This window comes from Curtobacterium sp. MCLR17_045, from assembly GCF_003234405.1.
Classification (GTDB): Bacteria; Actinomycetota; Actinomycetes; order Actinomycetales; family Microbacteriaceae; genus Curtobacterium; species Curtobacterium flaccumfaciens.
In genome coordinates, this window is sequence record NZ_QKTB01000019.1 from 1 (window position 1) to 24,065 (window position 24,065).

26 protein-coding genes and 1 riboswitch are annotated in these 24,065 nt (G+C 72.3%); of the genes, 13 read left to right on the forward strand and 13 right to left on the reverse strand.

Translation table 11 applies throughout. The annotated features are described in order from the left end of the window. Positions 1–20: 20 nt before the first annotated feature. Positions 21–458 carry a YdeI/OmpD-associated family protein gene (locus DEJ05_RS12240; protein WP_111110534.1) on the reverse strand — a complete coding sequence of 146 codons (438 nt, stop codon included), beginning with the start codon at positions 456–458 and terminating at the stop codon, positions 21–23. Positions 459–642: 184 nt separating this feature from the next. Here DEJ05_RS12240 and DEJ05_RS12245 point away from each other — a divergent pair, with 184 nt between their 5' ends. The 4 genes from DEJ05_RS12245 to DEJ05_RS12260 are packed head-to-tail and all read left to right on the forward strand — an operon-like array spanning position 643 to position 4,773. After that, positions 643–1,785, forward strand: coding sequence for an ABC transporter substrate-binding protein (locus tag DEJ05_RS12245; RefSeq protein ID WP_111029030.1), 1,143 nt, complete (start codon positions 643–645; stop codon positions 1,783–1,785). A gap of 5 nt (positions 1,786–1,790) precedes the next feature. Further along, positions 1,791–2,795: an ABC transporter permease subunit gene (locus tag DEJ05_RS12250; RefSeq protein ID WP_258370508.1), complete on the forward strand. Its 1,005-nt coding sequence runs from the start codon at positions 1,791–1,793 to the stop codon at positions 2,793–2,795. After that, positions 2,792–3,706: an ABC transporter permease gene (locus tag DEJ05_RS12255; RefSeq protein ID WP_111029032.1), complete on the forward strand. Its 915-nt coding sequence runs from the start codon at positions 2,792–2,794 to the stop codon at positions 3,704–3,706. The genes DEJ05_RS12250 and DEJ05_RS12255 overlap by 4 nt, the downstream gene beginning before the upstream one ends. Next, positions 3,703–4,773 (forward strand): ABC transporter ATP-binding protein, encoded by a 1,071-nt coding sequence (locus DEJ05_RS12260; protein WP_111054111.1) that lies wholly within the window; start codon positions 3,703–3,705, stop codon positions 4,771–4,773. Before DEJ05_RS12255 ends, DEJ05_RS12260 begins: the two co-directional genes overlap by 4 nt. Before the next feature lie 174 nt (positions 4,774–4,947). Here the strand turns inward: DEJ05_RS12260 and DEJ05_RS12265 are convergent, their stop codons facing one another. Then, positions 4,948–5,427, reverse strand: coding sequence for an NUDIX domain-containing protein (locus DEJ05_RS12265; protein WP_111110535.1), 480 nt, complete (start codon positions 5,425–5,427; stop codon positions 4,948–4,950). Positions 5,428–5,487: 60 nt separating this feature from the next. Here DEJ05_RS12265 and nagB point away from each other — a divergent pair, with 60 nt between their 5' ends. Further along, on the forward strand, positions 5,488–6,273 hold the full coding sequence (gene nagB / locus DEJ05_RS12270; protein ID WP_110895274.1) for a glucosamine-6-phosphate deaminase: 786 nt from the start codon (positions 5,488–5,490) through the stop codon (positions 6,271–6,273). A 15-nt stretch (positions 6,274–6,288) separates the two neighbouring features. On the opposite strand, the gene DEJ05_RS12275 is transcribed toward nagB, so the two are convergent. Continuing rightward, positions 6,289–7,464, reverse strand: coding sequence for a MalY/PatB family protein (locus tag DEJ05_RS12275; protein WP_111110536.1), 1,176 nt, complete (start codon positions 7,462–7,464; stop codon positions 6,289–6,291). Positions 7,465–7,508: 44 nt separating this feature from the next. Next, complete coding sequence (locus tag DEJ05_RS12280; RefSeq protein ID WP_111092814.1) at positions 7,509–8,081, reverse strand: TetR/AcrR family transcriptional regulator; 573 nt, start codon at positions 8,079–8,081, stop codon at positions 7,509–7,511. A gap of 77 nt (positions 8,082–8,158) precedes the next feature. Here DEJ05_RS12280 and DEJ05_RS12285 point away from each other — a divergent pair, with 77 nt between their 5' ends. The 5 genes from DEJ05_RS12285 to DEJ05_RS12305 all read left to right on the forward strand — a co-directional run bounded on the left by DEJ05_RS12285 (position 8,159) and on the right by DEJ05_RS12305 (position 14,355). Next, complete coding sequence (locus tag DEJ05_RS12285) at positions 8,159–9,049, forward strand: SDR family NAD(P)-dependent oxidoreductase (RefSeq protein WP_111110537.1); 891 nt, start codon at positions 8,159–8,161, stop codon at positions 9,047–9,049. Between the two features lie 97 nt (positions 9,050–9,146). After that, a complete protein-coding gene (locus DEJ05_RS12290; RefSeq protein WP_258376146.1) occupies positions 9,147–11,594 on the forward strand; it encodes a GH92 family glycosyl hydrolase in 2,448 nt (815 codons plus the stop codon). A 67-nt stretch (positions 11,595–11,661) separates the two neighbouring features. Then, on the forward strand, positions 11,662–11,940 hold the full coding sequence (locus DEJ05_RS12295; protein ID WP_111110539.1) for a hypothetical protein: 279 nt from the start codon (positions 11,662–11,664) through the stop codon (positions 11,938–11,940). Further along, positions 11,937–13,808 (forward strand): alpha/beta hydrolase, encoded by a 1,872-nt coding sequence (locus DEJ05_RS12300; RefSeq protein WP_111110540.1) that lies wholly within the window; start codon positions 11,937–11,939, stop codon positions 13,806–13,808. Before DEJ05_RS12295 ends, DEJ05_RS12300 begins: the two co-directional genes overlap by 4 nt. Further along, on the forward strand, positions 13,792–14,355 hold the full coding sequence (locus DEJ05_RS12305; RefSeq protein WP_258376147.1) for a hypothetical protein: 564 nt from the start codon (positions 13,792–13,794) through the stop codon (positions 14,353–14,355). Before DEJ05_RS12300 ends, DEJ05_RS12305 begins: the two co-directional genes overlap by 17 nt. Positions 14,356–14,389: 34 nt before the next feature. On the opposite strand, the gene nagA is transcribed toward DEJ05_RS12305, so the two are convergent. From nagA to DEJ05_RS12340, 7 genes are all read right to left on the reverse strand, one after another. Then, positions 14,390–15,556, reverse strand: a complete 1,167-nt coding sequence (nagA, locus tag DEJ05_RS12310; protein WP_111110542.1) for an N-acetylglucosamine-6-phosphate deacetylase — start codon at positions 15,554–15,556, stop codon at positions 14,390–14,392. After that, positions 15,553–15,960, reverse strand: coding sequence for a YrdB family protein (locus tag DEJ05_RS12315; RefSeq protein ID WP_111110543.1), 408 nt, complete (start codon positions 15,958–15,960; stop codon positions 15,553–15,555). Before DEJ05_RS12315 ends, nagA begins: the two co-directional genes overlap by 4 nt. Before the next feature lie 8 nt (positions 15,961–15,968). After that, positions 15,969–16,829, reverse strand: a complete 861-nt coding sequence (gene purU, locus DEJ05_RS12320) for a formyltetrahydrofolate deformylase (RefSeq protein ID WP_110861849.1) — start codon at positions 16,827–16,829, stop codon at positions 15,969–15,971. A 127-nt stretch (positions 16,830–16,956) separates the two neighbouring features. Continuing rightward, positions 16,957–17,169 carry a hypothetical protein gene (locus DEJ05_RS12325; protein ID WP_111110544.1) on the reverse strand — a complete coding sequence of 71 codons (213 nt, stop codon included), beginning with the start codon at positions 17,167–17,169 and terminating at the stop codon, positions 16,957–16,959. 107 nt (positions 17,170–17,276) lie between these two features. Continuing rightward, a complete protein-coding gene (locus DEJ05_RS12330) occupies positions 17,277–18,686 on the reverse strand; it encodes an MFS transporter (RefSeq protein WP_111110545.1) in 1,410 nt (469 codons plus the stop codon). Positions 18,687–18,801: 115 nt separating this feature from the next. Next, positions 18,802–19,236 carry a MarR family winged helix-turn-helix transcriptional regulator gene (locus tag DEJ05_RS12335; protein WP_220032954.1) on the reverse strand — a complete coding sequence of 145 codons (435 nt, stop codon included), beginning with the start codon at positions 19,234–19,236 and terminating at the stop codon, positions 18,802–18,804. Between the two features lie 55 nt (positions 19,237–19,291). Continuing rightward, positions 19,292–19,747 carry a MarR family winged helix-turn-helix transcriptional regulator gene (locus DEJ05_RS12340; protein WP_111032312.1) on the reverse strand — a complete coding sequence of 152 codons (456 nt, stop codon included), beginning with the start codon at positions 19,745–19,747 and terminating at the stop codon, positions 19,292–19,294. Between the two features lie 75 nt (positions 19,748–19,822). On the opposite strand from DEJ05_RS12340, the gene DEJ05_RS12345 reads away from it, so the two are divergent. Further along, positions 19,823–20,695 carry an NAD(P)H-binding protein gene (locus DEJ05_RS12345; protein ID WP_111110546.1) on the forward strand — a complete coding sequence of 291 codons (873 nt, stop codon included), beginning with the start codon at positions 19,823–19,825 and terminating at the stop codon, positions 20,693–20,695. Positions 20,696–20,738: 43 nt separating this feature from the next. Here DEJ05_RS12345 and DEJ05_RS12350 read toward each other — a convergent pair whose 3' ends face one another. Both DEJ05_RS12350 and clpS read right to left on the reverse strand, forming a co-directional pair. After that, positions 20,739–21,212, reverse strand: coding sequence for a DUF2017 family protein (locus tag DEJ05_RS12350; RefSeq protein WP_111110547.1), 474 nt, complete (start codon positions 21,210–21,212; stop codon positions 20,739–20,741). Next, on the reverse strand, positions 21,209–21,514 hold the full coding sequence (clpS, locus tag DEJ05_RS12355; RefSeq protein WP_071404706.1) for an ATP-dependent Clp protease adapter ClpS: 306 nt from the start codon (positions 21,512–21,514) through the stop codon (positions 21,209–21,211). Before clpS ends, DEJ05_RS12350 begins: the two co-directional genes overlap by 4 nt. A gap of 38 nt (positions 21,515–21,552) precedes the next feature. After that, positions 21,553–21,637: riboswitch (ZMP/ZTP riboswitch) on the forward strand. Positions 21,638–21,733: 96 nt separating this feature from the next. Here clpS and glyA point away from each other — a divergent pair. Together glyA and DEJ05_RS12365 are read left to right on the forward strand one after the other, a co-directional pair. Further along, the gene (gene glyA, locus DEJ05_RS12360) at positions 21,734–23,011 is read left to right on the forward strand and encodes a serine hydroxymethyltransferase (RefSeq protein WP_111029113.1); all 1,278 of its coding nucleotides are present in this window, start codon (positions 21,734–21,736) and stop codon (positions 23,009–23,011) included. After that, the gene (locus DEJ05_RS12365; protein WP_071404707.1) at positions 23,008–23,943 is read left to right on the forward strand and encodes a tetrahydrofolate dehydrogenase/cyclohydrolase catalytic domain-containing protein; all 936 of its coding nucleotides are present in this window, start codon (positions 23,008–23,010) and stop codon (positions 23,941–23,943) included. The genes glyA and DEJ05_RS12365 overlap by 4 nt, the downstream gene beginning before the upstream one ends. Positions 23,944–24,065: the final 122 nt, after the last annotated feature.

Here is a 24,065-nt window from a genome sequence, read left to right on the forward strand (position 1 = left end):
GATGTGTATAAGAGACAGCCCTACCCCCGCAGGGACTCCACGGCCTTCTCGATCCGCCGGGCCCGGGTCTCCGGGGCCTTCGCCTGCGTGACGGGGTCGGCGAGCGCCCGCTGCCGTGAGTTGGACAGCGTGTCGAACGCCGCACGCACGCCGGCCTCCTGCAGCGCGGCGGCCAGGTCCTCCGGCAGGTCGACCGTCCGGGGCAGGGTGTCGACCTCGAGCGAGACCTCGACGGTGTCCCCGGCGGCGATCCCGGCGGCCGCACGGTGGGCGGCCGACAGCGGCACCAGGAACTGCTCGTCCATGACCCCGACGGTGGAGCGGTAGGTGTAGCCCCGGTTGATCGTGACGACCACCGCGGGGCGCTTGCCGGATCCGAGCGCCTCGATGACGGACTCCGGGACGGGGAGTCCGGTCGCCGTCTTCCGCGCTTGCAGGACCGTCGTCGTGAACCGCATCCGTGCCTCCAGGCCTGGTCTGGGCGCGACCCTGCGCCCAGAACGAGCAAAGCGTACAGCCGCACCCGCTGTTCCGCCGTCGTTCACCACCGGAGCACGGGCCGGAAACCGGCCGCGTCCACGATCGAGCAGAACCCGGACACCCGGTCCCCGCAGCACCTTCCCCCACCCGAAAGGCCCACCCGTGCAGCACAAGCGCACCCTGGCCGGCATCGCCCTGGCCGCCGCCGCAGTCGTCACCCTCGCCGGATGCTCCTCGACGAGCTCCGCCAGCACGAGCAAGGGCGACGCCGACTGGAAGACCACCACCAGCGCCGAGTCCGCCGGCGGCATGGACGCCCTGGTCAAGGCCGCCAAGGCCGAGGGCCAGCTCAACGTCATCACGCTCCCGCCGACGTGGGCCAACTACGGCAAGATCATCGACGGCTTCACCAAGAAGTACGGCATCAAGATCAACTCCGCGAACCCGAACGGCTCGAGCGCCGACGAGGTCGCCGCGGTCAAGTCGCAGAAGGGCCAGTCCACCGCCCCCGACGTGCTCGACCTCGGGAACGCCGTGCTGCAGGAGAACCTCGACCTGTTCGCCGACTACAAGGTCGCGAACTGGGACGACATCCCCACGAACCTGAAGGACGAGGACGGCGCCTGGACGCGCGACTACACCGGCCTGATGTCGATCGGGTACGACTCGTCGAAGATCTCCGACGCCCCGAAGGACATGACGGACCTGCTCGGCTCCGAGTACAAGGGCAAGGTCTCGATCGGCGGCGACCCGACGCAGGCGAACCAGGCCGCGTCCGCGGTGTACCTGGCGGCGCTGGAGAACGGCGGCTCGGCCGACGACATCACCAAGGGCGTCGACTTCTTCGGCAAGCTCAAGCAGGCCGGCAACTTCCAGAACGTGCTGCCGACGCAGGCCACCGTCGCCTCGGGTGAGACCCCGGTCGTCGTCCAGTGGTCGTACAACAACCTGGCCTGGGGCCCGGCGGCGGGCGCGAGTGGCAACAAGGACTGGAAGACCGTCGTCCCGAAGGGGCAGGCGCTCGGCTCGTACTACTCGCAGGCCATCAACAAGGACGCCCCGCACCCCGCGGCCGCCCGCCTGTGGGAGGAGTACATCGCCAGCCCCGAGGTCCAGAACCTGTACCTGCAGGCCGGCGCCTTCCCGTCCACCCTCGCCGCGCTGACGAAGTCGGGCAAGGTCGACCAGGACGCCCTCGACGCCGCCGGTGGCGCACCGAAGGACTACGTCGAGCTGACCGACGCGCAGGTCGCCGACGCCGCCAAGGTGCTCAAGGCCAAGTGGTCCTCGACGATGGGGTCCTGAGCAGCATGACCACCGCATCGGCAGACGCGCCCGCGGCGAGCGGCGCAGCCGCGACCGACGCCGCACCGGCGACGAGCGCGACGAGCGCGACGAGCCCCGTGCGCCCGACGTCCGCACGAGCGTCCACCGATGCCGTCCGACGCGGCGCCGGACCCCGTGTCCGGCGCCGCGTCGGCCTCGCCTGGCTGGGGCTGACGCCCTTCGCCGCCTACGTCCTGCTGTTCCTCGCGGTCCCCGCCGTGATCGCGATCGGCAGTGGCTTCTTCGACGGCTCCGGAGCGTTCACGTTCGCGAACCTCGCGGCCTTCGCCGACCCGTCCGTGCTGCGGGCGTTCGGCGGGTCGTTCGGCCTGTCCGCCGCCTCCGCGGTCATCGGTGCCGTGCTCGGCGCGGTCGTCTGCTGGGCGCTCTCGGCACTGCGGCCGGACGGACTGGTCCGGTCGATGATCGACTCGGCCGCGAGCGTCCTCGCCCAGTTCGGCGGCGTCATGCTCGCGTTCGCGTTCATCGCCACGATCGGTGTGCAGGGCCTCGTCACGACGTGGTTGGTGACGGTCTTCCACGTCGACCTCAACGCGGACGGCGCCTTCCTGTACACGGTGCCCGGGCTCGTGATCCCCTACGTCTACTTCCAGGTGCCGCTCATGGTCCTCACGTTCATGCCCGCACTCGAGGGCGTCAAGGCCCAGTGGGGCGAGGCCGCCGCGACCCTCGGGGCCTCGCGCCTGACGTACTGGCGCCGGATCGCGTTGCCGGTCCTGGCGCCGGCGTTCTGGGGGTCGCTCCTGCTGCTCTTCGCGAACGGCTTCTCGTCGTTCGCCACCGCCGCGGCCCTCATCTCGCAGGGCGGCATCGTGCCGCTGACGATCCGCACGCAGCTCACCAGCGAGACGCTCGCCGGCCTGCAGAACGTCGCCGGGGTGCTCGCCTTCGGCATGGTCGTCGTGATGGCGGTCGTGATGGGCGCGTACTCGCTGCTGCAGCGCCGTGCCGCACGGTGGCAGCGATGAGCGCGGCGGCCCCGGTCCGTCCGGTCCGCCCGGCGCAGCCGGTTCGGCTCGGAGGCCCGTCCCGCGTCCGCCGCTTCGGCACGGCCCCGTCCCGTGGTGCGGCAGCGATCGTGCTCACCGTGATCGGGCTCCTGTTCGCCGTGCCGCTGGTCGCCCTGCTGCAGTTCACCTTCCGGCAGGGCACCGACGGCGGGCTCACCTTCGCGCACTGGGCGGCGATCGGTGACCCGGCCAACGCGTTCACCTACCAGCCGGTGTTCGACGGGCTCGGGGCGTCGCTGCTCATCGCCGTGATCACCGTCGGGATCGTGCTGCTCGTCCTGCTGCCCGCCCAGATCATCACCGCGCTCCGCTACCCCAGGCTCCGGAGCGTCCTGGAGTTCGTCTGCATCGTGCCGATCACCGTGCCGGTCGTGGTGCTCGTCGTCGGGTTCATCCCCGTGTACCAGGTCGTCTCGCAGGTCTTCGGGTCCGGCTCCTGGACGCTGGCGTTCGCGATCGGCATCATCACGCTGCCGTTCGCGTTCCGCCCGATCGCCGCCGCCATCACCGCGACGGACCTGATCGTCCTGTCCGAGGCGGCCCGGTCGCTCGGTGCCTCGTGGTGGACCGTCACCTGGCGCGTGCTCCTGCCGAACCTGCGCCGGGGCATCACCGCCGCGTGCTTCCTCACGATCACCGTGGTCCTCGGCGAGTACACCCTCGCCGCGTTCCTCTCCCGCAGCACGTTCCAGACCGGGCTCGTGCTCGTGCAGGGGACCGACCCGTACGTCGCCGCGATCTTCTCGGTCGCCGCGCTCGCGTTCGGCTTCGTGCTGCTCGTCCTCATCGGCCGCATCGGGACCCGTCGCACGGGCCGCGTCCGCCGCACCCGCACCACCCGTCGTCCCCGCCTCGAGGAGTCCGCATGACCGTCACCGCTCCGGCAGCCCCGGCGTCCCTCGCCACCACCGGTGCCGTCGTCGAACTCCACGCCGTCGAGAAGCACTACGGCGCACACCGTGCACTCGCCGGACTGTCCCTCCGTGTCGAGCCGGGGGAGTTCGTGTCACTGCTCGGCCCATCCGGTTGCGGCAAGACGACGGCGCTCCGCGCGCTGGCGGGCCTCGAGGCCATCGACGCCGGCTCGATCCGCATCGACGGCCAGGACGTCGCCGACACCCCGGTCAACAAGCGCGACATCGGCATGGTGTTCCAGCAGTACTCGCTGTTCCCGCACATGACGGTCCGGCAGAACGTCGCCTTCGGCCTCGAGATGCGCCGGGTCCCCGCCGCAGAGCGCAAGAGCCGGGTGGTCGAGGCCCTCGACATGGTCCGCCTCGGCGAGTTCGCCGAGCGGTACCCGCACCAGCTCTCCGGCGGGCAGCAGCAGCGCGTCGCCCTGGCCCGTGCCCTGGTCACCCGCCCCCGGGTGCTCCTGCTCGACGAGCCGCTGTCGGCCCTCGATGCGAAGGTCCGGGTGTCGCTGCGCGACGAGATCCGCCGCATCCAGAGCGACCTCGGCATCACCACCGTGTTCGTGACGCACGACCAAGAGGAGGCGCTCGCCGTCTCCGACCGGATCGCCGTGATGCAGGCGGGCGACATCGAGCAGGTCGGCACGCCCGAGGAGCTCTACCGCACCCCGTCGTCGGCGTTCACGGCGGACTTCGTCGGCCAGTCGAACCGGCTGCAGGGCGACCTGCGCGGGGGCGACGTCTTCGTGTACGGGTTCCGGGTGCCGGCGCTCGACTCCTCGGCTCCGGACGGGCCGGTGCTCGCCTACGTCCGGCCGGAGGACATCGCCTTCGCTCCGGAGGGCATCACCGGCACCGTCGTCACCTCGAGCTTCCTCGGGTCGATCCGCCGCACCACCGTCCGCCTGGACGACGACACCGTCGTGACCGTCCAGCACGAGGTCGGCGACCGCCGGGCCACCGGCGACCCCGTCGCCGTGCGCCTGCTCGGCGCACCCGTGGCGGTCGCGCCGCTCGCGTAGCTCCACCCCCCCCGCGAAAGCGACAGATCGCGCTCGCGACCGCGCTCACCGTCGCGAAAGCGACAGATGGGCGCGGATGCTTCGCGGACTTCTGTCGCTTTGGCGGGGTGGGCGGCACCGACGGCGGACGGGAGGCCCGTGGCGGCCTGGCACCGCGCCTCCAGACCGGTGGGGTCAGCGCTGGAAGCGCGCCTCGCGCTCGTCGGCCAGCCCGGCCTCGACGCGTGCCCGCATGTTCTCCGACATGTCGGGCAGGGCGTCGAGCCGGGCCCAGAACGCCTCGGTGTTCTCGCCGTCGGCGGGGTTCGGCGTCCCGGAGACGTACCGGCAGGTGAAGACCAGGTCGAGGTACTGCGACCGGTCGCCGTTCGGGTAGGTCATCTCGGGCAGCACCTGGACCCAGGCCAGACGTTCGGCGACGGCGACGACGTCGGCTTCTTCCAGGACCTCGCGTTCGGCGGCGACGGCGGGTTCCTCGCCCGGGTCGACGATCCCGGTGACCGGCGTGTACGCGCCCGTGTCGGCCCGCCGCACCACGAGCAGTTCGCGCTCGGCGCCGGAGCCGCGGGTCACGATGGCGCTCACGCCCGACAGCCAGAGCGGCGCCGTGCCGATCTTCTCGCGCAGGGACAGGACGAAGTCGGGGGTCGGCATGCCTCCACGCTACCCACACGACCCCTGTCGCAGACTGGTCATGACCAGTAGGCTTGCCGTGTGGAGATCATCATCCTGCCCACGCCGGACGAGGTCGGTCGCGTCGCCGCGGCCAAGATCGCGTCCGTCGTCGCCAAGAAGCCGTCCGCCGTCATCGGTCTCGCCACCGGATCCAGCCCGCAGGGCATCTACACCGACCTGCAGCGCCGGGTGCAGGCGGGCGAGATCTCGTTCGCCGAGGCTCGTGGGTTCGCCCTCGACGAGTACGTCGGCATCCCGCTCGAGCACCCCGAGTCGTACGCGGCCGTGATCGCTCGCGACGTCGTGGCGCCGCTCGGCTTCGACGCCTCGCGCGTGCGGGTGCCGGACGGACGTGCCGCCGACCTGGAGTTCGCGGCCAAGGAGTACGACGCCGCGATCCGTGCCGCGGGCGGGATCGACGTGCAGATCCTCGGCATCGGGGCCAACGGCCACATCGGGTTCAACGAGCCGACCTCGTCGTTCGCCTCGCGCACCCGCATCAAGACCCTCGCGCCGTCGACCCGTGACGCCAACGCGCGCTTCTTCGACTCGCCCGAGCAGGTCCCGACGCACTGCATGACGCAGGGGCTCGGCACCATCCTCGAGGCCCGCGAGCTCGTCCTCGTCGCCCAGGGCCCGTCGAAGGCCGCGGCCGTCGCCGCTGCGATCGAGGGGCCGCTCAGCTCCTTCGTGCCCGGTTCGGCCCTGCAGCTGCACGAGCACGCGACCGTCGTCGTCGACGAGGAAGCCGCCGCCGGGCTGCAGCTCGCCGACTACTACCGCTACACGTACGCGAACAAGCCGGCCTGGCAGCGGTTCGAGTAGGCGTCGGGCTCGGGCTCAGGCGCGCGCGGCTGCGGCGAGGCGGCTGAGCCCCTCGTCGAGGGTCTCCGCCGAGCACCCGAAGTTCAGCCGCGCGAAGCCCCGGCCCTGCCGTCCGAACGCCGGGCCGGAGCCGAGCGCCACCTTCGCCCGGTCGACGAGCTCCGCCGCGGGGTCGTCGCCCCACGGCAGCGCCCGCAGGTCGAGCCACGCCAGGTACGACGCCTGCGGCTGCCGGTACTCGGCGCCGGGCAGCACGTCGCCGATCCGCTCGGCCAGGGTGCGCCGGTTCGCCGCGAGCTCGGTGAGCAGTGACGCCAGCCACGGTCCGCCCTCGCTGAAGGCCGCGACGCTCGCGGTGTAGCCGAGGATGCCGGTGCGCTCGACGACCTCGGTCGGCAGTCCGTCGAACCAGGCGCGGGCCCGCTCCGAGGCGCCGATCATCATCGCGCACTTCGTGCCGGCGAGGTTCCAGGCCTTGCTCGCACTCGTCAGGGCGACACCGAGCGACGCGGCCTCGGGGCAGGACTCCAGGAACGGCGTGAACACCGCGTCGGCGTGCACGAGCGGCGCGTGGATCTCGTCGGACACCACGACGGCGTCCCACTCGGCGGCCAGCTTCGCGAGTGCGACGAGCGACGCGCGGTCGTGCACCAGGCCGAGGGGGTTGTGCGGGTTGCAGAGCAGCACCGTGCGGGCTCCGTCGGCGAACGCCTGTGCGATGCCGTCCAGGTCCATCCGCCAGCCGGCCGTGGTGTCGAAGGGGTCGGCCGGGCCTGCGGGGGCGAGCAGCGGGACCTCGGTGACGGTGCCGCCGGCCTCGGACACGTACTCCCAGAACGGCGGGTACACGGGCGGCATGATGACCACCTGGTCGCCCGGCTCGATGACCCGGCGCAGCACCTCGACCGCCGCGACCGACACGTCCGTGGTGGTGCGGACGAGGTCGGGGTCGACCCGCCATGCCCACCGGCTCTCGGCGAAGTCGGCGAACGCCTCGGGCAGGGCCCGTCCGTGCCCGACGTACCCGGTGTCGCCGTTCGTCACCGCCGTGACCAGGGCGTCGCGGATCGGCTCGGCGAGCATGCTGTCCATCTCGGCGACGAACATGGGGAGCACGTCCGGCGGGTAGGCCGTGTACTTCTCGCTCGTGCGGGACCGGTACGCATCGAAGACGGACACCATGACGCTCATGCGCCCATCCTGACAGCGAGGCACGCGGGGCGCGAGGGTGGTGGTCAGGCCGGGCGGAGGCCCGCCAGCAGCACCTCGACGTAGCGCTCGGGGTCGTGCACCCGGGAGCCACCCGCCACGGCGGCTGCCCGCATCCCGCACAGCAGTCGTCGCAGGTCGTCCGCGTCGACATCGGCACGCACGAGCCCCTCGGCCCGTGCCCGTGCGAGCAACGCGTCGACGGACTCGACCAGGTCGCCCGCGAGCGCCGCGGTGTCAGCGCACGAGAACCCGCCGTTCGTCAGGAGGTCGCCGAGGGCCGCGTCGTCGACCATGCTCCGGAACGCAGCCGTCACGACCCCCCGGAGCGCGTCCACCGCGTCGGGCAGCGCGACGGCGACACGGACGAGGTCGAGCATGTCCTCGAGCGCATCGATCGCGAGCGCCTCGAGCAGGTGCTGCTGCGACGGGAAGTGCCGGTAGGCGGTCCCGACACCCACACCGGCCTCGTGTGCAACGGCGTTGAGGAGCGGCTGCTCGCCCCGCTCGAGGAACGACCGGGCGACGTCGAGCAGCGCGGTCCGGTTGCGTTGCGCATCGGAGCGCAGCGCTTCGGGTCGGGCCATCGCGATCGTCATGCGGACACTCTATCCGCTTGTGCTACCGTTCCGGATGGATCATCCGATTCCACACGACGAGTGAGCAGGAGACGACCATGGACACCTTCGAGTGGGAACCGTCCGCGATGCCCGACCAGCACGGCCGGACCGTGGTGGTCACCGGCGCGACCGGCGGACTCGGGCTGGTGGTCGCGACCCGACTCGCAGCCGCCGGAGCACGCGTCATCGCGGCGGTCCGCAACCCCGACAAGGCGGCTCGCGTCCTGCCCGTCGGCCTGGAGGCGCGGGTCGTCGACACCGCGTCGGTCGCCTCGGTCACGGCGTTCGCCCGGCAGCTCGCGGCGGACGGCATCGTCGTGGACGCCCTCGTCAACAACGCCGGCGCGACGCTGGGCGCGTTCGGGTTGACCGACGAGGGCATCGAACGCACCTGGGCCACCAACGTCGTCGGGCCGGCCGTGCTCGCCGACGCGATGATCCCGGTGCTCGGCGGACCGTCGCCCCGGGTCGTCCTCGTCGGGTCGAACCTGTCGCAGCGCACCCGCCGCGTGCCCGCACCGGGCGGGGTCGACGATCCGAGCGACTACTCCCAGCTCGCCGTGTACACCGACTCGAAGACGGCGGCGACGGCGCTCGCGGTCGACCTCGGTGAGCGGCTCCGCGCGGCCGGCTCGGACGTCCGCTCGGTCATCGCACACCCCGGCATCGCGGCGACGGGGATGAACGACCAGGCCGAGACCCTCGCGCAGCGCCTCGGCGGCATGATCGCCCGCAGCATGGCCCGGACCGCGGAGGACGGCGCTCGCTCGACGCTCTGGTCGGCCACCGCGCCGGACGTCGCCGAGGGGGTCTTCGTCGGGCCGGCGCTGCGTCGGGGTGACCGGCGACTGCACGTCGTGCCCGTCCGCGGGGCCGCCGCGGATCCGGTGTTCCGGCAGCGGGTCCGCACCTTCGTCGACGAGGTCGCCGCCCGCACCGTCGTCTGACCGAGGCCGGGCCCGACGCCGAACCCGACGTGAACAGCGGGAGAGCGCTCGGTGACGCAGGCGGCGTCCCCCGTCCGAGGGGGCTAGCGTCGCCGATGTGAACCGATCTCGCGTGCACCGTCGCCCGCTCGTCCGTCCGCTCCCGCTCGCCGCGGTGGCCACGATCGCCGCACTGCTGGGCACGGCGATCGTCGCCGCGCCGGCCGTGGCCTCGCCGTCGACGCAGGCCGGGCGCACCGTCAGCGATCCCGCGCGGTACGTCGACCCCTTCATCGGCACGAGCAACAACGGCAACACCTGGCCGGGTGCCACGGCGCCGTTCGGGATGCTGCAGTGGAGTCCCACGGGCACCGCGGGCGACCAGACGTCGACCCCGGTCGCGAACGGCTACTCGTACGACGTGAACCGGCTGCGCGGCTTCAGCCTGACGCACCTGAACGGTGCCGGGTGTGCGCCGGGTGCCGCGGGTGACGTGCCGATCATGCCGGTCACGACCCCGGTCACGACCTCGCCGTCCGCCGACTCGAAGGACGCCGTCTACGCCGCCGGGTACTCCCACGACCAGGAGTCCGCGAGCCCCGGCCGCTACGGCGTCACGCTCGACAACGGCGTCCGCACCGACCTGGCCGTGACCACCCGCGCTGGCGTCGGTGCGTTCACGTTCCCGGCCGGCAAGGACGCGAACCTGCTCTTCCGCACGTCGAACTCGATCAACGGCAGCGAGGCCGCGATCACCCGCGTCGACCCCCGCACCCGCACGGTCAGCGGCAGCGTCCTGACCGGCGGCTTCTGCAGCCGCCGCGCGAACGGCGGCGGCGCCACCAACCCGGACCGCCGCAGCTACTACCGCCTCTACTTCACCGCGACCTTCGACACGGCGTTCGCGAGCACCGGCACCTGGAAGGACGGCACGGTCCAGCCTGGAGGCACGTCCTCCTCCGGTGGGGAGGGCTACCTGACCGGCGCCGACCGCGCCGGACGCGGCTCCGGCGCGTGGGTCGGGTTCGATGCGCGTCGCGGAGCGACGGTGCAGGCGAAGATCGGCATATCGTACGTGAGCGCGGCCGGAGCGGTCGCCAACCGTGACGGCGAGGTGACCGGGCGCTCGACCGTCGCCAGCGTGGCGGCCGGCACACGGGCCTCCTGGAACCGTGAACTGTCGCGCCTGCGCGTCGGTGGCGGCACGGCGGACCGGACCACCCAGCTGTACACGTCGGTCTACCACGCACTCATGCAGCCGAACACGCTGAACGACCGTGACGGGCGCTACCTCGGGCCCGACCTGCGGGTGCACCGGATGGACCGCGGACACCGGGCCGTCTACGGCACGTACTCCGGGTGGGACCAGTACCGGGCGCAGATCCAGCTGCTGGCCCTGCTGCGGCCGGACGTCGCCGGGGACATGGCGCAGTCGATGCTGCGGTTCGCCGAGCAGAACGGCGGCGTGTGGGACCGGTGGCTGCACCTCGGAGCGCCGACGCACGTGATGACCGGCGACCCCTCGGCCGCGACGCTCGCCACCTGGTACGCCATGGGCGTCCGGAACTTCGACGTCCGGGCTGCCTACGCCTCGCTCAAGCGCCAGGCGACGGTCGAGAACGCGGACGCCGAGAGCGACATCGGGTGCCCGGGGCAGTGCCTGGCGCAGCGGCCCGCACTCGACGAGTACCTGGAGCGGCAGTACGCGGCGAACGACGACTGCTCCTGCTGGGGCGGTGCGGCCGAGACCCTCGAGGACTCGATCTCCGACAGCGCGCTCGGGTACTGGGCCGGTTCCCTCGGGCTGCGGTCGGACGCCCGGATGTTCGCGGAGCGGGGGACCTACTGGAAGAACACCTTCAACGCCGCCGTCGGCTACCAGGCTGCTCGTCAGGCCGACGGATCGTGGACGCCCGACTGGTCGCCCTCGACCGGCACCGGGTTCGCACAGGGCACCAGCGCGCAGTACACCTGGCTCGTGCCGCAGGACGTGCAGGGGCTGTCGAGCGCGCTCGGCGGTGACGACGCCGCGACCGCTCGGCTCGACGACTTCTTCCACGACAGCACCGGTGCGTTCGCGGTGACCGGTGGCGACGCCACGAAGTTCGACCCGACGAACGAGCCCGACATCCACACGCCGTGGATGTACAACGCCCTCGGCAAGCCCTGGAAGACGCAGGAGACCGTGCGGCAGGTCGTGGACGACGCCTACTCGACCGGCCCCGGCGGCCTGCCGGGCAACGACGACCTCGGCACGATGAGCGCCTGGTACGTCTTCGCCTCGATCGGCCTGTTCCCGCAGACGCCCGGGCGAGCGGAGATGCTCATCGGCAGCCCGACGTTCAGCACGGTCGACATCCGGCGCTCGAGCGGCGAGCGGATCGTCATCCGGTCCTCGGGGACCGAGCCGTACGTGCAGAGCGCCCGGTTGAACGGGTGGACGCACGAGCGGTCCTGGGTGCCGGCGTCGTTCGTCACCCGGGGCGGCACGCTGTCGCTCCGGGTCGGGGGCACGGCGGACACGGGCTGGGCGAGCGGGGTGCGGGGGCGCCCGATCGACCGCTGAACACCGCTTGACACGCCATACTTCAGCGGTGATATGTTGACCTCCTCGGGGAACACGAGGGGGCACCATGGGGGATCTGACGGTCGACCTGCCGACGATGCAGGCGGTCGCACGAGCGGCGGGGCAGGCGGTCACCGACCTCCGCTCTGAGCGCCCGTTGTCCGGTTCGGACGGCGGCGCGTTCGGCTCGGGGGCGGTCGAGTCCGCGTTCGTCGCGTCGGCCAGGGCGCACGACGCGATGATCCGCTCCCTCGGTGACGACGCGGACACGCTGCGCGAGTACGTGACCGCCGCCGCCGAAGCGGTCCTGTGTGCGGATGCCGACCTCGCCCGGCGGGTCCGGTGAGCGCGGACCCGGTCGCGGGCGACCCGGACGGCATCCAGCGGATCGCCCGTCGGCACGACGACCACTCGGACGCGGTCCGTGACGGCGCCCGGCACGTGCTCGTCGCCGCGGAGCACGCGGCGTCCGGCTGGGCGGGGCGGGCGCAACAGCGGTTCCTCGTGACGGCGGCGGCGATGCCGGCGAGTGCCCAGCGCGTCGCGGCGCGGCTGGACGCGGCGTCGGCCGCACTCGCCACCTACGCACGCCAGGTGCGGGAGATCCAGCACGACGCCGCGAGCCTGCAGACGACCCGGCGGAACACCGCGGACGACATCGCGGCCAACGAGCGGGCGATCCGCGATGCCACCGTGGTGGCGTCCGGACCGGATGCGGTCGAGTCGGACCGTGCGCTCCTGCAGCAGCTGGAGCGCAGCGGGGAGTGGTTGGCAGCGCTGGACGCTCGGCTGACGGCGCAGTGGGACGAGCTCGTCGCCCGCCGAGCCGCAGCCGACCGAGCGGCGGCCTCCGCGCTCGAGGACCGGTCGGTGCTCGGCAAGCTGGTCTCCGCCACGGTCGTGTCCGCGATGAGCGACGGGCAGTTCCTCACCTGGCTCGGCACCCTCGACCCGGAGACCGTCGCCGCGCTCGGTGACGACGCACGGGTCGCCGAGCGGCTCGCCGGACTCGACCCTGCGCAGGTGGCCGGGTGGTGGCAGGCGATGTCGGGCGTCGACGGTGTGCCGTCCGCGGTCCAGCGGGCGTTCGTCGCGGCGATGCCGGCGGTCATCGGCAACCTGAACGGTGTCGCCTCCTGGGCGCGGGCACGGGCGAACACGACGGTGTTGGCTGACCGGCTCGCACACGCGCGGAAGCAGGTCCGCCACTGGCGTGGGCGGCACGACGCCGCCCGGAACCCGGCCGAAGCGGCGACGGCACGGGAGCAGCTGCTCGTCTGGGAACGGCAGCGCGACGCCTACCGGAACATCCAGGACACCCTCGCCACGACACCGGTCTCGCTGGTGGCACTCGTCGACGACCGTCCCCCGCTCGCGCAGATCGTCGCGGGTGACCTCGACCGTGCCACGCACGTCAGCGTCATCGTGCCGGGCATGAACACCGCGACGTACCAGGACGGCACGGTGCAGGACTACAGCGCGATCGCCCGCGGGATGCGTCGTGAGGAGGCTCGTGTGGCTGGCATCCGCCGCAGTGACATCGCCGTCGTGTCCTGGATCGGCTACCACCCGCCGATGGCCGACGACCCGTCCTTCCGGACCGTCCTGGCGGACGACCGAGCGCGAGCGGGCGCCGAGCGACTCGTCGCCGACTTCGACGGGTTCCACGCGGCGCGAGCGGCCGCCGGGCGGGACGCCGACCTGACCGTCATGGGGCACTCCTACGGCACGACCGTGGCGACCATCGCCCTGACCAAGACCCACGCCGACCACGTGGTGCTGCTCGGCTCGGCCGGCGTGACGGACGCCGTACCGAACGCGTCCGCGCTGCACGTGCCCGAGGGGCAGGTCTTCGCCAGCCAGGGCGCGAAGGACGGCTGGGCCGTCACCGGGCAGAACCTGTCCGGTCGGCGTGACCCGACCGAGTCCACGTGGGACGCGCACGCGTTCAGCTCCGAGACCGAGGGTCGTGGGTCGGACACCCTGCACGGCGTCACCCGCCACGGGCCGTACGACGGCGATGACGACGACGGCCGGTACTCGTACTTCGACGATGGGACCACCGCCCAGCACAACGCTGCACGAGCGGCGATGGGACACGGGGACGAGATCCCGGAGCGAGGCGGCCCCTTCGACCGGATGCGGCAGCAGACCAGGGACGACTGGCTCATGTACGGCTGGCAGACCGGGGGCACCGGTGACCCGACGCTCTGAACCGTGGGGCGCCTCACTCGCCGGAGCCCTGGTGGTCACCGCACTCCTGACCGGGTGCACCGGCGCCTCCCCGGACTCCCCGATCCAGAAGGACACGTCGATGAACGTCGAACAGTCGCACCAGGACGTCCTGGACATCTTCGCCGCCGTGCGCTCGGTCGTCGGGCAGGACGGTTGGGGTGACGAGGACCCCGGGTGGAACCTCTGCGGAAGTGATGGCGAGGACGCTGCGCAGTACACCTACGCGAGCACTCGGCGGCTCCCGCTTCCTGGTACAGCGGATCAGGTTGCCGAGGGGGTCACACGGGCCCTCGCGGCGATCGGGTACGAGGGTGCGCGTGTTCAGCACGACACGGAACTCACGCCGGAGCGGACGGTCATCAGCTACCCGAAGGGGTACCTCGGTGGGACAGCGGCAGACGGGTTTGCCATCTTCTTCCAGGCGTTCGATTCGTACGCGGACGTGTCCATCGACGGCCACTGCGTCCCCGGCCGGGCCCCACGGTTCGGTGAGCCGCTCAACCCCCGCCCGACCGACCTGCCATGACGTGTCCGAGCGAGCCGTCTGCGCCGTGCGCGCTTCAGCGCAGCTCGCGCCCGCCGCCCCAGACGCGCTCGACCTCGAGCGACGGCGTCAGCGCCACAATGTCGGCGGCGAACCCCGGAGCCAGCCGACCCAGACGGTCGCCGAGCCCCAGCGCGCCGGCCGGCACGCTCGTCAGCGCCGCCACGGCCTCGGGCAGGGTCCGCCCGGTGAGCGAGACCGCGTTGCGGAGCGCCACGTCCTGCGTCAGCGTCGACCCCGCGATGGTCTCCGTCCCCGCCACGTGTGCGACGCCGTCGGTCACCGTGACGTCGAGCGACCCGAGCCGGTACGAGCCGTCCGCAGCGCCGGCGGCACCCATCGCATCGGTGATCAGCGCCACCCGACCCGGCGTCGCTCGGAAGAGCGTGTCCGCCACGACCGGGTGCACGTGCACGGCGTCCAGGATGAGCTCGAGCGTCACGCGGTCGTCCGCCACGGCGGCCCCGATCGGCCCCGGTGCGCGGTGGTGCAGCCCGGGCATCGCGTTGCAGGCGTGGGTCAGGATCGTCGCGCCGGCGTCGAACGCGGCCCGCGCCTGGTCGTACGTGCCGACCGTGTGGCCGACGGCGACCGTGACGCCGGCGTCGACGAAGCGGCGGACGGCGTCGAGCGCTCCGGGCAGCTCGGGCGCGATCGTGACCTGGCGGATGACACCCTCGCCCGCTTCGAGCAGGGCGTCGACCGCGGCGGGGGTCGGGTCGATCAGGAACGACTCGTTGTGGGCGCCCTTGTTGTGCGGGGACAGGAACGGCCCCTCCAGGTGCACACCGAGCACGAGCGGGTCGGTCGCCATCACGGCGCGGACGTGGGCCAGCGACGCCGCGAGGGCGGGGACCGGGTTCGCGACGAGCGACAGGACGGAGCGGGTCGTGCCGTGCGAACGGTGCATCGCGAGCGAACGGTCGAACGAGTCGTCCTCGTACGCCTCGGTCGCCCCACCGTGTCCGTGCAGGTCCACGAAGCCGGGCGTCAGGACCGCGTCACCCAGGTCGACGACCCGGTCGGCCACGGGGGCCTCGGGGCCGGAGCCGGTCGCGTGGATCGTGTCGCCGGCGACCAGGACCCAGCCGTCGGCCGTGGTGCCGGCCGCGTCGACGACGCGGGCTGCGCGGACCAGCGTGCGCTGGGCCTCCTGGCCGGTCTGGAGGCCCGTGGTGCTCATGCGGTCTCCTTGCGGAACGCGATCACGCCGCTCAGGGCGGCGATCACGATGAAGACGATGCCGACGACCGGGTGGCCGATGGAGATCCAGGTCGCGCCTCCGGCGACGACCAGGGCGACCTCGACGATGGTCTTGCCGACGATGTCGGTCTCGATCGGGGAGCGCGGCGACCGGAAGAAGTACCAGACGACCGCCGCGAACAGCGGAGCCCCGACCATGAACAGGTAGCCGGGGAGCGGGAGCTGCCACGACCAGTAGCCCCAGAAGGCCAGGGACAGCAGACCGAACACCATCACGGCGATCCGCAGGATCATCCAGGCCTCGAACCGCCGACGCGGCTGCCGGACGGCTGCCGGGTCGGGGACCGATTCCCAGTCGACGGGGGACTGCGGGGCGTTGGTCATGGTGCTGCCTACTTGAAGATGATGGTGCGGGCGCCGTCGAGCAGGACGCGGTCCTCCGCGATCCAGCGCACCGCCTGGGTGAGCGTGCGGGACTCCTCGTCCTGCCCGATGGACACCAGCTCGGCCGGTTCCTTGGTGTGGTCGACGCGGACGACGTTCTGCTCGATGATCGGGCCCTCGTCGAGGTCGCTCGTCACGAAGTGCGCGGTCGCACCGATGAGCTTCACCCCGCGGGCATGCGCCTGCCGGTACGGGTTCGCGCCCTTGAAGCCGGGCAGGAACGAGTGGTGGATGTTCACGGCACGCCCCTCGAGTGCCGCGCAGAGTTCGGGCGACAGGATCTGCATGTAGCGGGCGAGGACCACGAGCTCGATGTCGTGCTCCTCCACCGCCTGCAGCACGCGCCGCTCCATCTGCTCCTTCGACTCGGCGTCGGTGACCGGGCGGTGCTCGAACGGCACGGAGTAGAACGCGGCGAGCTCGGACAGGTCCGCGTGGTTCGACAGCACGAGGGGGACCTCGATCGGCAGCTGTCCGCCGCGCTGCCGGTAGAGCAGGTCGTTCAGGCAGTGGCCCGCCTTCGACACGAGCACGAGGGTGCGCAGCGGACGACCGACGACGTCGAGCTGGACGCGGGCGTCGTAGCGGGCGGCGACGGGGGCGAGTGCTGCCTCGAAGGCGGCGCGGTCCACCGGCGCCATCACCTGCAGGCGCATGAAGAACGTGTTCGTGTCGGCGCTGGAGAACTGCTGCGACTCGGTGATGTTGCCCTGGGCGGCGACGATCGCTCCGGAGACGGCGTGCACGATCCCGGGCTGGTCGTCGCAGACGAGCGTCAGGGTCCAGTGCGTGGGGGTCGGGTCGGTCACCGGATCAGGGTACCGGCCGCGGGGGACGTGCTTCGTGAGCAGGAATGGTCGAGTGCGCCGCGGCGACTCGACCATTTGTGCTCACGAACCGTCAGTGGCGGGCGCGGCAGTGGTAGCGCGCCCGGCGTCAGCGCCGGCGCGCGAGCAGACGACGGACGAAGTAGACCTCCATGCACAGGGCCAGGACCGTCGCCGCGATGCCGATGCCGATGTACGCGGAGCCCCGGTCGGCGTTGACGATCGCCGCGATCGGGATGCCGATGCAGAGGATGCCGCAGATCACCACGTTCCAGATCGCGCCTGCCTTGGTGTCGCTGCTGAACCCGCCGCCGTTCGCCATGCCCGCGACGCTACCGGTCCGCGGGTGGCGAGGTGCTCCAGGACGTCCGGAGGCCGCCGAGTGAGCAGAAGACGTCGGGTGCGGGGGTGCGACCCGTCATCTTCTGCTCACTCGGCGTCGGGTGCGGGTGCGGGTGCGGGCGCGGGCGTGGACGCGGGCGTGGACGCCGGCGCGGGCGCGGCGGTGGCGCGCCCGGCGTCGGCGTCCCGCAAGCGCCGGTCGGCCAGGGTCAGCACGGTCAGGAGCACCGCGACGCCGAGGATCACCCACGCCAGCACGTGCAGGTCCGGCGTCGTCGGGGCCTGGCCGAACACGCCACCGATGAGCGAGGACGCCGCGATCGCCCCGATGTACACCGCGGTGCGCGACAGCCCGGCCGCGGTGCCGATGTACTCCGCGGGGACGAGCCGGTACAGCGCCGCCTGGTTCGACACCGACGCCAGGGCCTGCGGCACCCCGAACAGCGCCGGGGTCAGGGCGAGCAGGACGACGGGCGACCCGGTGTGCAGGAAGAGCAGGAGCACACCGCCCAGGATCGGCACCAGTGCGGCGACGACGAGCGGCCCGCGGATCGCGGTCTTCCGTGCGACCACGAACGAGGCCACCCCGGCGACGATCGCGGCCGGCAGCTGGATGTACCCGGCGACGTCGCTCGGGTAGCCCGCGACGTCCTGCACCCACTGCGAGAACCCGTAGGTCATCGTGTAGGCGAGCAGGTACGTCAGGAACAGGCGGCCGTACGTCCGGGACAACGCGCCGTTCCGGGCCAGCAGCCGCACGTCGACGAACGGTCGCACGGCCCGGAGCTCCCACGCCACCAGGGCGACGAGCAGCACGACGGCCACCGCGAGCAGCCACCACAGCCCGGCGGACAGGTCGAGCAGGAAGACGAGCAGCGCCGAGACGGTCCCGGTCATCAGCACCATGCCGAGCGGGTCGAGCGCCTGCAGCACCGGTAACTCGGCGTCGTCGCGCGGACGCAGTCGGTCGGACGGCAGCCAGAGCGTCGCCACGACGATGCCGAACACCGCGAGCGGCACGTTCACCAGGAAGATCGCGTGCCAGCCGAACGCGGCGATGAGCGCCCCGCCGAGCGGTGGGCCGGCGGCGGCGGACACGAGCGACGTGATCGACAGCGCCCCGAGCACGAGCGGCGGCGTGGGCTTCCCGATCCGGACGGAGTGCTGTCGGAGGGTGGTGAGCGCCGCCGGGTACGCCGACGACGTCCCGATGCCGATGAGCACCCGGGCGAACACGGCGCCGCCGAACCCGGTCAGCACCTCGGGCACCACCCCGGCGATCCCGACGATGACGAGCCCGGTCAGGAACACCTTCTTCGGGCCGAACCGGTCGGCGAGCTTGCCCATCGTGGGCTGCGCGATCGCACTCGCCAGGTACAGGGCCGCGACGAGCCAGATCGCCTGCGCCGCACCGATGCCCAGGTCGCGGGAGATCGGGGTGAGGGCGACCGACACCATCGTGGTGTTGATCGGGTTGAGCAGGGGCCCGACGAGCACCGGGATGAGGAGCTTCGGGCCGAAGCCGTTGCCCGTGGTCGTGTCGGGGGTCGTGGTGGTGGTGGTGGACGTGAGAGCGCTTCTTCCGGTTGCAGGACTGGGCGAGGGGTGCGGGTCAGGGATCGACGATCGGCCCGAGCAGGTCCATCGCCCGCGCGACGACGCGGCGGTCCGCCTCGGGGAGGGTCGCGAGTCGCTCGGCGAGCTCGTGGTTCCGCGCGGCCCAGGCGGCCTGGCGGGCGTCCCGACCGGCCGCCGTCGCGCTGACGATCGACCGCCGGCCGTCCGTCGGGTCGGCCTGCCGCTCGGCCAGGCCGAGGTCGACGAGGGCCTGGACGGTCGCGCCCATCGACTGCGGTCGGACACCCTCGGCTCGCGCCAGGTCGGCGATGGTGGCCGGCCCGTGCCGCAGCAGGCGTCCGAGGGCGGCGGTCTGCGACGCCGTGACGTCGTCCGACTTCGAGGCCAGCAACGACCGCCGCAGTCGCCCGTGCATCGTCAGCACGGCGTCGGCCAGGTCGGTCGGGTCGGTCTCCGGTGCGTCGGTCACGCCCGGAGGCTAGTCCGTCACCAGCCCGCCTTGCAAGTTTGCCTTCTGATATCGCTCAGGGAACGGCGGACCCGTCGTCGCCCGCGTCCGGCTCGAGCAGCGGGAGCAGGGTCGCCGAGATCGGTTCCGCACCGTCGCCGAACCACGCGTTGCTCGCCCGGACGATCGGGTGGGCTCGTGCCAGCAGCGCCTCGCCCTGGTCGGTCAGCCGCATCCGGGAGGCCCGTCCCCGGCCCGGTGCGGCGCCCCGCTCCACGAGTCCCCGCGTCGAGAGCCCTCCGACGAGCGTCGTCATGCTCTGCGGTCGGACGCCGACCGCTCGCGCCAGGTCGGCCTGGCTGAGCTCGCCCGCCGCCGCGAGCTGGATGAGCGCCCCGAACTCCACGGGTGTCAACCCGAGCGGCGCCAGCTCGGCCGCGAGCCGACGGGAGAGCGTCCGTGCGGCCCGGATCACCGTCCACGCCACGATGCCGTCGACGTCGTCGCGCGGGGCTGGGAGTTCCTGGGGCACGGGGCGATCGTACCGGCGTACGTTCTGGTATCAGGAAACTGATATCAGAACGAGTCAGCGGGACGAGGAGCAGACATGGGCGAGATCGTGGCGGTCACCGGCGTGACCGGGGACGTCGGGGGCAAGACTGCGGAGCTGCTGCGGGCGGCCGGGGTGACGGTGCGTGCCGTGGTCCGACGGCCCGAACAGGTCGACGCGCTCCGGGCGCGGGGCATCGACGGACGTCTGGCCGACCTGGACGACGAGGACGCGCTCACCGCGGCGCTCGAGGGGGTCGACCGGTTCTTCCTCGTGACGCCGGTCAGCCAGCGGCAGCGCGAGCAGGGCACCACCGGGGTCCGTGCGGCGCAGCGTGCAGGGATCGGCCGGATCGTGCAGCTGTCGGGCGGGGACGCCGCCGAGCACTCCCCGATGTCGTGGGCGAGCGCCGCCTGGCACATCGACCGGCTGGTGCGCGAGAGCGGGCTGGCGTGGACGATCCTGCACCCCTCGTCGTTCATGACGAACGTGCAGCCCTCGGCCCCGGCGATCCGACGGGGGTGGTTCCCGCACACCACGGGCCGCGGGGTGATCGGCTGGATCGACACCGAGGACATCGCCCGGACCGCCGCCCGGGTGCTGACGGAGGACGGCCACGACGGCACCGAACCGGTGCTCACCGGCCCGGACCTGCTCGATGCGCGGGGTGTCGCCGCCGCGCTCGCCACCGGGCTCGGCCGACCCGTGCGCGCCTTGCACCTGCCGAGCCGGGTCTACGCCGGCGTGCTGCGCGTGAGCGGCGTGCCCGCGTGGCAGGCCGAGGGGCTCCGGCAGCAGTTCGGCCGGGTCGTCCGCCGCGGTCTCGACGGCGTCGACGTGATGAGCGACGACGTCCTGCGCATCACCGGCACCGCACCCCGGAGCCTGACCGACTGGGCGCGAGCCCACCGCGACGACCTGCTGGGGTGACCCGCCGCACCGGAGGTGATCCGGGCCTCCAGGCCGTGGGCCGTCAGCGCGACGTGAGCGTGACGACCAGGTGTTCCTGCACGTAGCCGAGCCAGTCGTAGACGTCGCGCAGGCCGACGCCCGCGTCGGCCTCGACCGAGCGTTCCTCGTCGTCGGCGTCCTCGATGCCCAGCCGATCGGCGATCGTCAGCCGCAGGTCGGTGAGGGTGCGGAGCCACGCCTGCTCGTCCTCGGCGTCGAGCGAACCGTCGCGGGTACCCGTCAGCCAGTCGTGCACGATCGAGGCGTTCGTCGTCTTCTGCGTGAGCAGGTCGGACTCCGTGTACTTCCGGAACTCCGCGCTCGCCGCGTCGTCGCCGGGGTAGGCGTCCGGGAACATCCGTTCGCTGATCGGGTCGGTGGACAGGTCACCGCCGAGCACCTGCCGCAGCTGCTCGGTGAGCGAGGCGAGCAGGTCGCGCTCGCCGGAGGACAGGCCGAGGTGGACGCCGTCGGCGCGGCGGACGAACGGGATCACGCTTCGGGGGCCTTGTCGACGGTCGCCTGCAGCCCGTAGCCGTGCATGGACTGCACGTGGGCCTCCATCGACTCACGCGGGCCGGTCGCCACGATCGCCCGGCCGTCGTCGTTGACCTGGTGCATGAGCCGCTCGGCCTGCTCGCGTGAGAACCCGAAGTGCCGCTGGAAGACGTAGGTGACGTACGACATCAGGTTCACCGGGTCGTCCCACACCACCGTGACCCACGGGGTGTCCGCCCGCGCACTGGTCCGTTCGTCCGTGGTGGTCCGTTCGTCCACGTCGGGCGAGAGCAGCGTCATGCATCCAGGGTGACACAGGGTGCGGTGGCTCGGTACGATCGTCAGGTCGCGACTGGCGTTGGATGGGTCACCATCGGGGAGCGACAAAGACACGGTGCGCGGCCGTACGCCTGGGCTGCACCGACCGACCGTCCGAGTGCGACCAGCTGGTCGTCCGCACACCGTAGGAGTCCCGTGTCCATTGCCGATCTGCCCCCGTTCGTCTCCGACTCGGCCGAGGTGGCCGAGCAGACCGCCGCACGCGCCGCCTTCAACGCCCCGCTCGCCGAGGTCGACCCCGAGATCGCCGCCGTCCTGCAGCAGGAGCTCGGCCGCCAGCGCGACACCCTCGAGATGATCGCGTCCGAGAACTTCGTGCCGCGCGCCGTGCTCGAGTCGCAGGGCTCCGTGCTCACCAACAAGTACGCCGAGGGCTACCCGGGCAAGCGCTACTACGGCGGCTGCGAGTACGTCGACGTCGCCGAGCAGCTCGCCATCGACCGTGCCAAGGCGCTCTTCGGTGCCGAGTACGCGAACGTGCAGCCGCACTCCGGTGCCACGGCCAACGCGGCCGTCCTGCACGCCATCGCCTCGGCCGGCGACACCATCCTCGGCCTCGAGCTCGCGCACGGCGGTCACCTGACCCACGGCATGAAGCTCAACTTCTCGGGCCGCATCTACAACGCCGTGGCGTACGGCGTCGACCCCGAGACGTTCGAGGTCGACTACGACGACATCCGCGCCAAGGCCATCGAGCACCAGCCGAAGGTCCTGATCGCCGGGTGGTCCGCCTACCCGCGCCAGCTCGACTTCGCGAAGTTCCGCGAGATCGCGGACGAGGTCGGTGCGAAGCTCTGGGTCGACATGGCGCACTTCGCCGGCCTCGTCGCCGCCGGGCTGCACCCGTCCCCGGTCCCGCACGCCCACGTCGTCTCGTCGACGGTCCACAAGACCCTCGGCGGCCCCCGCTCGGGCATCATCCTGTCGAACGACGAGACCCTGTTCAAGAAGCTGAACTCCGCGGTCTTCCCGGGCCAGCAGGGCGGCCCGCTCATGCACGTGATCGCCGCGAAGGCCACCGCGTTCCTGCTCGCCGGCACCCCGGAGTTCAAGGACCGTCAGGAGGGCACGATCCGCGGCGCCCAGGCCCTCGCCGCCCGTCTGACCGCCGCCGACGCCAAGGCCGCGGGCATCGACGTGCTCACCGGCGGCACCGACGTGCACCTGGTGCTCGTCGACCTGCGCGCGTCCGAGGTCGACGGCAAGCAGGCCGAAGACCTGCTGCACGAGGTCGGCATCACCGTGAACCGCAACTCCGTGCCGTTCGACCCGCGCCCGCCGATGGTCACCTCGGGTGTCCGCATCGGCACCTCGGCGCTGGCGACCCGCGGCTTCGGCGACGCCGAGTTCACCGAGGTGGCCGACATCATCGCGCTGACCCTCATGCCGAACCCGGACGTCGCAGCACTCTCGGCGCGGGTGAAGGTCCTGACCGACGCGTTCCCGCTCTACGCGTGAGCGGTTCGGTCAGCGCGGCGCTCCCGCGCGAGCTCTGGGCCGGTGAAGGGAGTGCCGTCCGCATCGACGGCACGGCCCTCGCCGCCCGGACGCTCGACGAACTCAGGGGCCGGATCGACCGCCTGCACGAGCACGGCATCCGTCCGGGTCTCGGCACGATCATGGTCGGCTCGAACCCCGGCTCGATGTCCTACGTCGCGGGCAAGCACCGCGACTCGGCGTCGATCGGGCTCGACTCGCACCGCATCGACCTGCCCGAGACGGCGTCCGCTGCCGACATCCGGGCCGCGATCCTGCAGATGAACGACGACCCCCGGGTCACCGCGTTCATCGTGCAGCTCCCGCTGCCGCAGGGCATCGACCCGACGCCGATGCTCGAGCTCATGGACCCGTCGAAGGACGCCGACGGCCTGCACCCGACGAACCTCGGCGAGCTCGTGCTCGCCGTGCCCGGTGGTGCCGGCACGATCGACGCACCGCTGCCCTGCACACCGCGGGGCATCGTCGCGATGCTCGACGCGTACGAGATCCCGATCCGCGGCGCGCACGTCACGATCATCGGCCAGGGGCTGACCGTCGGACGGCCGCTCGGCCTGCTGCTCACGCGGCTCGAGGCGACCGCGACCCTGACGCACTCGCTGACCGCCGACGTCGCCGCGGAGTGCCGTCGCGCCGACATCATCGTCGCCGCGGCCGGGGTCGCCGGGCTCGTCAAGCCGGACTGGGTCCAGCCCGGTGCCGCAGTCATCGACGTGGGGATCACCCGCGTGGTCAACGAGGAGACCGGCAAGGCGAAGCTGCACGGCGACGTCGACCCCGCGGTCGCGTCGGTAGCGGGCTTCCTGTCGCCGACCCCCGGTGGCGTCGGGCCGATGACCCGCGCGATGCTCATGAAGAACGTCGTCGAGGCCGCCGAGCGCCAGCTGTCGTAGCGCGCGGTCGCGCGCGGCGTGCCGGTCGCGTGACGCTCGCGTGCTGGTCGCGTGGCGATGGTGAGCAGCAATGGTCGGGTGGCGTCATCGCACCCGACCATTGCTGCTCACGAAGTGCACTC

Bases quoted from the DNA above. Each gene is read 5' to 3' on its own strand.
- DEJ05_RS12275 (WP_111110536.1), bottom strand. From the start codon at position 7,464: ATGAGCGTCATGGTGTCCGTCTTCGATGCGTACCGGTCCCGCACGAGC.
- DEJ05_RS12315 (WP_111110543.1), bottom strand. From the start codon at position 15,960: ATGACCAACGCCCCGCAGTCCCCCGTCGACTGGGAATCGGTCCCCGAC.
- DEJ05_RS12250 (WP_258370508.1), top strand. From the start codon at position 1,791: ATGACCACCGCATCGGCAGACGCGCCCGCGGCGAGCGGCGCAGCCGCG.
- DEJ05_RS12295 (WP_111110539.1), top strand. From the start codon at position 11,662: ATGGGGGATCTGACGGTCGACCTGCCGACGATGCAGGCGGTCGCACGA.
- DEJ05_RS12260 (WP_111054111.1), top strand. From the start codon at position 3,703: ATGACCGTCACCGCTCCGGCAGCCCCGGCGTCCCTCGCCACCACCGGT.
- nagA (WP_111110542.1), bottom strand. From the start codon at position 15,556: ATGAGCACCACGGGCCTCCAGACCGGCCAGGAGGCCCAGCGCACGCTG.
- DEJ05_RS12285 (WP_111110537.1), top strand. From the start codon at position 8,159: ATGGACACCTTCGAGTGGGAACCGTCCGCGATGCCCGACCAGCACGGC.
- clpS (WP_071404706.1), bottom strand. From the start codon at position 21,514: ATGACGCTGCTCTCGCCCGACGTGGACGAACGGACCACCACGGACGAA.
- DEJ05_RS12280 (WP_111092814.1), bottom strand. From the start codon at position 8,081: ATGACGATCGCGATGGCCCGACCCGAAGCGCTGCGCTCCGATGCGCAA.
- DEJ05_RS12240 (WP_111110534.1), bottom strand. From the start codon at position 458: ATGCGGTTCACGACGACGGTCCTGCAAGCGCGGAAGACGGCGACCGGA.
- DEJ05_RS12345 (WP_111110546.1), top strand. From the start codon at position 19,823: ATGGGCGAGATCGTGGCGGTCACCGGCGTGACCGGGGACGTCGGGGGC.
- DEJ05_RS12265 (WP_111110535.1), bottom strand. From the start codon at position 5,427: ATGCCGACCCCCGACTTCGTCCTGTCCCTGCGCGAGAAGATCGGCACG.
- DEJ05_RS12255 (WP_111029032.1), top strand. From the start codon at position 2,792: ATGAGCGCGGCGGCCCCGGTCCGTCCGGTCCGCCCGGCGCAGCCGGTT.
- DEJ05_RS12325 (WP_111110544.1), bottom strand. From the start codon at position 17,169: ATGGCGAACGGCGGCGGGTTCAGCAGCGACACCAAGGCAGGCGCGATC.